The organism is Streptomyces sp. T028 (genome assembly GCF_048159505.1).
Lineage (GTDB): Bacteria > Actinomycetota > Actinomycetes > Streptomycetales > Streptomycetaceae > Streptomyces.
In genome coordinates this window covers 97,052-105,882 of record NZ_JBLRVZ010000042.1, presented here as the reverse complement: position 1 = coordinate 105,882, position 8,831 = coordinate 97,052, and the positions used below count along the sequence as shown (strand labels likewise).

General features: G+C 67.6%; 9 protein-coding genes and 1 rRNA gene. All 10 read left to right on the top strand.

Going from position 1 to position 8,831, the window contains the following annotated elements; translation table 11 throughout:
• Positions 1-94, top strand: a 5S ribosomal RNA gene (rrf, locus tag ACLZN2_RS36330); the annotation flags it as partial.
• A gap of 110 nt (positions 95-204) precedes the next feature.
• On the top strand, positions 205-813 hold the full coding sequence (locus tag ACLZN2_RS36325) for a CDP-alcohol phosphatidyltransferase family protein (RefSeq protein ID WP_416983784.1): 609 nt from the start codon (positions 205-207) through the stop codon (positions 811-813).
• A 116-nt stretch (positions 814-929) separates the two neighbouring features.
• The gene (locus ACLZN2_RS36320) at positions 930-3,425 is read left to right on the top strand and encodes a sugar phosphate nucleotidyltransferase (RefSeq protein ID WP_416983783.1); all 2,496 of its coding nucleotides are present in this window, start codon (positions 930-932) and stop codon (positions 3,423-3,425) included.
• Positions 3,426-3,523: 98 nt separating this feature from the next.
• Positions 3,524-4,429 carry a DUF881 domain-containing protein gene (locus tag ACLZN2_RS36315; RefSeq protein ID WP_416983782.1) on the top strand — a complete coding sequence of 302 codons (906 nt, stop codon included), beginning with the start codon at positions 3,524-3,526 and terminating at the stop codon, positions 4,427-4,429.
• Positions 4,426-4,758 carry a small basic family protein gene (locus ACLZN2_RS36310; RefSeq protein WP_003988855.1) on the top strand — a complete coding sequence of 111 codons (333 nt, stop codon included), beginning with the start codon at positions 4,426-4,428 and terminating at the stop codon, positions 4,756-4,758. Before ACLZN2_RS36315 ends, ACLZN2_RS36310 begins: the two co-directional genes overlap by 4 nt.
• A 5-nt stretch (positions 4,759-4,763) precedes the next feature.
• Positions 4,764-5,597 (top strand): DUF881 domain-containing protein, encoded by an 834-nt coding sequence (locus tag ACLZN2_RS36305; RefSeq protein ID WP_416983789.1) that lies wholly within the window; start codon positions 4,764-4,766, stop codon positions 5,595-5,597.
• An 82-nt stretch (positions 5,598-5,679) separates the two neighbouring features.
• Entirely contained in the window at positions 5,680-6,564 is an 885-nt protein-coding gene (locus ACLZN2_RS36300) for an FHA domain-containing protein (RefSeq protein WP_416983788.1), read from the top strand.
• Between the two features lie 42 nt (positions 6,565-6,606).
• Positions 6,607-7,344, top strand: a complete 738-nt coding sequence (locus tag ACLZN2_RS36295) for a MerR family transcriptional regulator (RefSeq protein WP_416983781.1) — start codon at positions 6,607-6,609, stop codon at positions 7,342-7,344.
• An 84-nt stretch (positions 7,345-7,428) separates the two neighbouring features.
• Complete coding sequence (locus tag ACLZN2_RS36290; RefSeq protein WP_055634823.1) at positions 7,429-7,902, top strand: bifunctional nuclease family protein; 474 nt, start codon at positions 7,429-7,431, stop codon at positions 7,900-7,902.
• Positions 7,903-8,144: 242 nt separating this feature from the next.
• Positions 8,145-8,831 carry a MerR family transcriptional regulator gene (locus tag ACLZN2_RS36285; RefSeq protein WP_416983780.1) on the top strand — a complete coding sequence of 229 codons (687 nt, stop codon included), beginning with the start codon at positions 8,145-8,147 and terminating at the stop codon, positions 8,829-8,831.

The following is an 8,831-nucleotide window of genomic DNA, read 5'->3' as shown; positions in this document are numbered from 1 at the left end:
AACGCCCGGTTACATTCCGAACCCGGAAGCTAAGCCTTACAGCGCCGATGGTACTGCAGGGGGGACCCTGTGGGAGAGTAGGACACCGCCGAACTCCTTTTAGAGCTCTGGCTCTTGGGCATGCACAGCCCAAGAGCCAGAGCTTTTTTGCGTTGAGGTAGGGTCAGGGGGCATCGTTGGCTCGTTTTCACTGGAGGCCCCCGGGTGGAGGTCCAGGAGACCCGCGTTCAGACGAACCGGGTCCTCACCATCCCGAACATCCTCAGCATGGCGCGTCTCGTCGGCGTGCCCGTCTTCCTCTGGTTGATCCTCAGGCCCGAGTTCGGGGGCCCGCAGAGCGACGGGTGGGCGCTCCTGGTGCTCGCTCTGAGCGGCGTCAGCGACTACCTGGACGGGAAGCTCGCGCGGCGTTGGAACCAGATCAGCAGCCTCGGCCGGCTCCTGGACCCGGCCGCGGACCGGCTCTACATTCTCTCGACTTTGGTCGGCCTCACCTGGCGGGAGATTCTCCCTGTCTGGTTGACGGCTGTACTTCTTGCGAGGGAACTGGTTCTGTTGGTGATGGTGGGCATCCTCAGGCGACACGGTTATCCGCCGCCGCAGGTGAACTACCTGGGCAAGGCGGCGACGTTCAACCTGATGTACGCCTTCCCGTTGCTCCTGCTCAGTGACGGAAGTGGATGGCTCGCGTCACTCGCTGCTATTTTCGGATGGGCGTTCGCAGGGTGGGGTACAACGCTCTACTGGTGGGCAGGAGTCCTCTACGTGGTACAGGTCCGCCGCCTCGTTCGTGCGGACGCCATGGCCGGCTGAGCCCGTCGACGGGCGGGGGCAGTAGTGGCTCGATGGCCCGCTTCGGAAAAGTGCGGGACAATCTGGATGGGTGAAGTCGGCTAGACCGTCGTCTCTTCTAGGAGGACGCTTCCGACATGAAGGCCGTCGTGATGGCCGGAGGCGAAGGCACACGCCTTCGCCCGATGACCTCGAGCATGCCCAAACCGCTCCTGCCGGTGGCCAACCGGCCGATCATGGAGCACGTCCTGCGGCTGCTCAAAAGGCATGGGCTCAACGAGACCGTCGTCACCGTGCAGTTCTTGGCCTCATTGGTCAAGAACTACTTCGGTGACGGAGAAGAGCTCGGTATGGAGCTCAGCTATGCCAACGAGGAGAAGCCACTCGGAACCGCCGGAAGCGTCAAGAACGCAGAGGAAGCGTTGAAGGACGACGCCTTCCTCGTCATCTCCGGCGATGCTCTCACTGACTTCGACCTCACCGAGCTGATCAACTTCCACAAGGAAAAGGGCGCACTGGTCACCGTCTGTCTGACACGTGTGCCCAATCCGCTGGAATTCGGTATCACCATCGTCGACGAAGAGGGCAAGGTCGAGCGTTTCCTCGAGAAGCCGACCTGGGGCCAGGTCTTTTCGGACACCGTGAACACGGGCATCTACGTCATGGAGCCCGAGGTCTTCGAATATGTCGAGGCCGATGTACCCGTCGACTGGTCCGGCGATGTGTTCCCGCAGCTCATGAAAGAGGGCAAGCCGATCTACGGCTTCATCGCCGAGGGCTACTGGGAGGACGTCGGCACGCATGAGAGCTATGTGAAGGCCCAGGCCGACGTGCTCGAAGGCAAGGTCGACGTGGAACTCGACGGTTTCGAGATCTCCCCCGGCGTGTGGGTCGCGGAAGGCGCCGAGGTGCATGCCGACGCCGTACTGCGCGGCCCGCTGTACATCGGCGACTACGCGAAGGTCGAGGCCGGCGCCGAGATCCGTGAGCACACCGTCGTTGGCTCCAATGTGGTGGTCAAGAGCGGTGCCTTCCTGCACAAGGCCGTCGTGCACGACAACGTGTACGTGGGGCAGCACAGCAATCTGCGCGGCTGTGTCGTCGGGAAGAACACCGACATCATGCGGGCCGCACGGATCGAGGACGGCGCCGTCATCGGTGACGAATGCCTGATCGGTGAAGAATCGATCGTGCAGGGCAATGTGCGGGTGTACCCGTTCAAGACCATCGAGGCCGGCGCGTTCGTCAACACCTCGGTGATCTGGGAGTCCCGGGGCCAGGCGCATCTCTTCGGCGCCCGAGGGGTGTCCGGGATCCTGAACGTCGAGATCACGCCTGAGTTGGCGGTGCGGCTCGCCGGCGCCTACGCGACGACGCTGAAGAAGGGCTCGACCGTCACCACGGCCCGCGACCACTCCCGTGGCGCCCGGGCACTGAAGCGGGCGGTCATCTCCGCGCTGCAGGCCAGTGCCATCGACGTACGGGATCTGGAGAACGTACCGCTGCCCGTGGCGCGGCAGCAGACGGCGCGCGGGTCGGCCGGCGGGATCATGATCCGGACCTCACCAGGGGTGCCGGACTCCGTGGACATCATGTTCTTCGACGGGCAGGGTGCGGATCTGTCGCAGGGCAGTCAGCGCAAGCTGGACCGGGTGTTCGCCCGGCAGGAGTACCGGCGGGCGTTCCCGGGCGAGATCGGCGACCTGCACTTTCCCGCCAGCGTGTTCGACTCGTACACCGGATCGCTGCTGCGGAACGTGGACACGACCGGGATCTCGGAGTCCGGGCTGAAGGTCGTGGTCGACGCGTCGAACGGCAGTGCGGGGCTGGTGCTGCCGAGTCTGCTCGGGAAGCTGGGCGTGGACTCGCTGACGATCAATCCCGGTCTGAACGAGTCCAGGCCGACGGAGACGGGTGATCAGCGGCGCTCGGGGCTCGTACGGCTCGGGGAGATCGTGGCCTCGTCGCGGGCGGCGTTCGGAGTGCGGTTCGACCCGGTGGGCGAGCGGCTCTCGCTAGTCGACGAGAAAGGCCGGATCATCGAGGACGACCGGGCTCTGCTGGTGCTGCTCGACCTGGTGGCCGCGGAGCGGCGCAGCGGGCGCGTGGCGCTGCCGGTGACCACGACGAGGATCGCCGAGCAGGTGGCGGCCTATCACGGGACGCAGGTCGAGTGGACGACGACCTCGCCCGACGACCTGACCCGGGTCGGGCGGGACGAGACGACCATCTTCGGCGGGGACGGCAAGGGCGGGTTCATCGTCCCGGAGTTCAGCAGTGTCTTCGACGGCACGGCCGCCTTCGTACGGCTGATCGGGCTGGTCGCGCGGACGCAACTCACGCTCAGCCAGATCGACGCGCGGATTCCGCGGGCGCACGTCCTGAAGCGGGATCTGGCGACTCCGTGGGCCGTCAAGGGGCTGGTGATGCGGAGGGTCGTCGAGGCGGCCGGAGACCGCTTCGTGGACACCACGGACGGTGTGCGGGTGGTCGAGACGGACGGACGCTGGGTGATGGTGTTGCCCGACCCGGCCGAGGCCGTCACCCATCTGTGGGCGGAGGGGCCCGACGACGCCTCCGCGCAGGCCCTGCTCGACGAGTGGTCGTCGGTCGTGGACAGCGCCGGGCGCTGATCCGCGCAGCACACGCGCGTGCCGGACAGGCGTCCTCAAGGGCGCCTGTCCGGTTCGCCGGTGGGGCCATTCGGAGGTAGGGGGCGCGACATGCGACGATGTGCGGCATGCCGCAGCAGCCCCCCGTTCGGAGCACACCCGCGCGCGTGTCGCGCCCGGACGCGTCCATGTCGCTGCTCACCAACGTCATGGACCACAGCCTCGACGACGGGTACGCCGAGGCCGCCGCCCGGAAGCAGTCCGAGGGCTCCGGGGGTCTGCCGAAGACGCTGCGGGCGAAGCTCGGCCTCGCGGGCGGGTTGGTGCTCGCGGCCCTGGTGGTGACCGTCGGGGCGGCACAGGCGCGTATCTCGGCCCCGGTCGTCGCCAAGGAGCGCGAGGAGCTGATCGACCGGGTCGACGCCGAGACCAAGGCCGCCGACGAGCTGGAGCGGGCCGTCGACCGGCTGCGCGACGACGTGAGCGCCCGGCAGCGCGAGGCGCTCAAGCAGAGCGGCGGCAGCGGGCAGGCGGACCTGGTGAGCATCCTGTCGGGCGCCGTGGAGGTGCACGGGCCCGGGATCAAGCTCGTCGTGAACGACGCCAAGGAAGCCACCACCGGGGGTGACGGAGACCCGCGGGAGACCTCCGGGTTCTCGGACACCGGGCGGGTCCGTGACCGTGACATGCAGAAGGTGGTCAACGGACTGTGGGCGTCCGGCGCCGAGGCCATCTCGATCAACGGACAGCGGCTGACGGCACTGTCGGCGATCAGGGCCGCGGGTGACGCGATACTGGTCGACAACAAGCCGCTGGTGCCGCCGTACACGGTGCTCGCGGTGGGGGACGGGAAACGGCTCAGCACCAAGTTCCAGAACAGCGCGGACGGCGTCTATCTGAACGTGCTGCAGGAGAACTACGGCATCAGGACGGCTATTTCCGTGCAGGACGACGTCCGGCTGCCCGCCGCACCGAGTGTGATCGTACGTACAGCACAGCCGAGAACTGAGAAGGGCACATCGTGATCGCCGTACTGGGCCTCGTCGTGGGAGTCGTGGCCGGCCTGTTGGTCCGGCCTGAGGTTCCGGCGGTTGTCGAGCCTTATCTGCCGATCGCCGTCGTGGCGGCACTGGACGCCGTGTTCGGCGGTCTGCGGGCCATGCTCGACGGGATCTTCGACGACAAGGTCTTCGTGGTGTCGTTCCTGTCGAACGTGGTCGTGGCCGCGCTGATCGTCTTCCTGGGCGACAAGTTGGGTGTGGGCGCCCAGCTGTCCACCGGCGTCGTGGTCGTGCTCGGTATCCGGATCTTCTCCAACGCCGCGGCGATCCGTCGGCACGTCTTCCGGGCGTGACGCCGATGACCAACAAGGACGAGGTGGCCGAGAACAGACTGCGCAAGGAGCTGCCCGCGGAGGTCCCGGCGCTCCCTGCCGCGGCCGTGGAGCCGCAGGAGGCCGTCGAGCCCGTGCTGACCGGGCGGCAGCGGCTGGCGAAGGGGCTGTGGCCGCCGCGCGTCACCCGTGCCCAACTCATCGTCGCCCTGCTGCTGTTCGGGCTCGGCTTCGGTCTGGCGGTCCAGGTGGCCTCCAACAGCGACAGCGGGAACGCCCTGCGCGGAGCGCGCCAGGAGGATCTTGTGCGCATCCTCGATGAACTGGATGACCGAAGTCAGCGTCTTGAGGACGAGAAGCAGGGACTCGAGAAGCAGCGGGAGGAGCTGGAGAACAGCTCCGACCAGGCGGAGGAGGCCCGCAAGCAGACGGTCGAGAAGGAGAAACAACTCGGCATCCTGGCGGGCACGGTGGCCGCGCAGGGGCCGGGCATCACGATGACCATCGACGACACGAAGGGGACGGTCGAGGCGGACATGCTGCTCGACGCGATCCAGGAGCTGCGCGCCGCGGGCGCAGAGGCGATCCAGGTCAACGACGTGCGGGTGGTCGCCGGCACGTATCTGACGGATTCGGACAACAGCGTGAGCGTCGACGGGAACAAGATCAACGCGCCGTTTCGTTTCAAGGTCATCGGTAACCCGCAGGACCTCGAACCGGCGCTGAACATCCCTGGAGGCGTGGTGCAGACTCTTGAGAAGGAGCAGGCCACCGTGACCGTGGAGCGGTCGGGCAAGATCGTCGTGGACGCCTTGCGAGCGGCGAAGCAGCCTGACTACGCTCGGTCGTCCTCACAGTGAACCGGGGGTGCATGGGGGCCGTCCGGCAGGGGCATGAGGTTGCGGGGGGTCGGCGCACCGATCGGGTGGTGCGTGGTGGAAACTGTCTGGTGGATACGGACGTTGTGAAGGTGTCCGGGTCGGCCGGTGTAATCAGTCAGGGTTCGTCCTGCCCCACGGGCGGGTCTGTTTCGGTCAAGGGGAATCGCCCGTGAAGTTGTTTGCGAAGTTGTTCGGCAAGAGCGCGCGAGAGGGCAGCGACAACGCGACCGCCCGTCATCGTGCACAGCCCGACGCGGAGGGCCAGCGGCCGCTGTTCCGGGACCAGGTGCCTGGCTCGGGTGGTGACATTTCCGGAGGTCAGGGTGCGGCGTCTGTTGACCCCGCACAGTCCGGCGGCATAGGTTTCGGCCAACCGTCAACCTCAAGTACGGGTGGAGGGTTTTCTCCCATGTCGGCCCTGGTGTGTACGAGGTGCGGTAACCGCAACGCGGAGAACAGCCGCTTCTGCTCCAACTGCGGTGCGCCGCTGCGTCCCGGTCTGACGCCGGAGCGTGCGTCGGAGACGACCTCCACCATCTCCATCTCCGGTCTCGAGGCCTACGACTCCGAAGCCACCGGTCAGACTCAGCTGCCGGCGCTCTCCCCGGAGGCACAGGCCGCCGTGGACGCGCTGCCGTTGGGCTCCGCGCTGCTGGTCGTGCGTCGGGGGCCGAACTCGGGCAGCCGCTTCCTGCTGGACGGCGACCTGACCACGGCCGGGCGGCACCCGCAGAGCGACATCTTCCTGGACGACGTGACGGTTTCGCGTCGCCATGTGGAGTTCCGTCGCAACCCGGACGGCACGTTCAAGGTCGCGGACGTCGGGAGTCTGAACGGCACCTATGTGAACCGGGAGCGGATCGACGAGGTACCTCTGTCGAACGGCGACGAGGTGCAGATCGGCAAGTACCGGCTGGTCTTCTACGCGAGCCAGCAGGGCTACTGACCCTCCCCCGGAGTCCATCCGGGGGGAACCCAGGGAAGGTCCATGCTTCAAACACCGAGGGGCGGTGCCGGGCACGGCACCGCCGCCGCGGACGCTGGTCTGATGAGCATCGGCACCGTGCTGAACGCGCTGCGGGACGAGTTTCCCGAAGTCACCATCTCCAAGATCCGTTTCCTGGAGGCGGAGGGGTTGATCGAGCCCCAGCGAACCCCCTCGGGGTATCGCAAGTTCAGCGCGCAGGACGTCGAGCGCCTCGGCCACGTACTGAGGATGCAGCGGGACCACTATCTGCCCCTCAAGGTGATCCGGGAGCATCTGGACGCCATGGAGCGGGGTGAGGCCGTGCCGTTGCCGACCGTGGGCCGGCAGCGGGACGGAGAGCCCCTTCCGGAGCCCTCCGAGGGGCCCACGGCGGTCCGGATCGGGCGGGCCGAGCTGCTCGCGGCCGCCGGGATCGACGAGTCGGCGCTGGCGGAGTGGGAGTCCTACGGGCTGCTGGTGCCGCTGGAGAACGGTGTCTACGACGCCGAGGCCGCCACCGTGGCCTCGCTCGTCGCCGAGCTGGGGCGCTTCGGGATCGAACCCCGGCATTTGCGCGTGATGAAGGCCGCGGCGGACCGTGAGGCGGGCCTGGTGGACCAGGTGGTCGCCCCTCTCAAGCGCCACCGCAACCCCCAGACCAGGGCGCACGCCGAGGCCCGTACGAAGGAGCTGGCGGGGCTCACGGTCCGGCTGCACGCGGCGCTCGTGCAGACCGCGCTCGGCGTCCGGTTGCCCTGAGCCACCGGTTTCGCCCTCGGCGGATCGGTCACCCGTTCCCGGCCCGACTACCCAAACGTCCCGGGCACGGCCTAGGGTTGCTGTGTGAACGAGCTCGATGTCGTAGGTGTCCGGGTCGAAATGCCCTCCAACCAACCGATCGTGCTGCTGCGTGAAGTGGGAGGCGACCGTTACCTCCCCATCTGGATCGGACCGGGGGAGGCGACGGCGATCGCCTTCGCCCAGCAGGGCATGGCCCCGGCGCGACCGCTGACCCACGATCTGTTCAAGGACGTGCTGGAAGCCGTCGGCCAGGAGCTCACCGAGGTACGCATCACGGATCTGCGGGAGGGTGTCTTCTACGCGGAGCTGGTGTTCGCCAGCGGCGTCGAGGTGAGCGCACGACCGTCCGACGCCATAGCGCTGGCGCTGCGCACGGGGACGCCGATCTTCGGCAGCGACACGGTGCTCGACGACGCGGGCATCGCCATTCCGGACGAGCAGGAGGACGAGGTGGAGAAGTTCCGCGAGTTCCTCGATCAGATCTCGCCCGAGGACTTCGGCACCAGCAACCAGTAGCCGCAGCGGGACGGTATGTCACGAGGAGGGCCAGGTCGGCCGCTCTGTTCCGGCATTTGCAAGCGGCGCGTGAGAGCGTCCTACGGCTCCTGCGCAAGGCATTCGGCTAGCCTTTCCCCGCGGTGGGGTGCGGGAAACCACTCTTAGGGTGATTATCACTCGGCGTGGCGAGTGCGGCGATCGTTGACGCACCCCTGGTGACTGCCTACCGTCGAGAAGGCAGGTCAAGGACGGAGGTCGGCGTGAGAAGCAGCGGCGACGGTACGGTTGGGGGTGCCCCCGGACTCGGTTTCGGGGGGAGCGGTCCGTACCCTCCCCCAAGCTCTCGGCTGCGCCCGGGCAGGGGATATCCCCAGCAGGGCAGCGCGGCCGATCACGCCGCCCCGCAGCGACCCGCGGCCGTGCCGAGCAGCGGAGGGGCGGCGCCCATGGCGTCCGAGCAGATCGGCTACCGCGGACCGACGGCCTGTGCGGCCGCCGGCATCACCTACCGGCAACTCGACTACTGGGCCCGCACCGGACTCGTCGAGCCCAGCGTGCGGCCCGCGTACGGGTCGGGTACGCAGCGGCTGTACAGCTTCCGGGACGTCGTAGTCCTGAAGATCGTCAAGCGTTTTCTCGACACCGGAGTGTCCCTGCAGAACATCCGTACCGCCGTCCAGCATCTGCGCGAGCGCGGCTTCCGCGATCTGGAGCGGATGACTCTGATGAGCGACGGCGCGACCGTCTACGAGTGCAGCTCACCCGACGAGGTGCACGCGCTGCTCCAGGGCGGTCAGGGCGTCTTCGGGATCGCCGTGGGCGTGGTCTGGCGGGACGTGGAGAGCGCGCTGTCGCAGCTGCACGGCGAGCGGGTGGACACCGGTGAGACACTCGTCGGGCACAACCCGGCGGACGAGCTGGCGCGCAGGCGGAACAGGGCGGTCTGA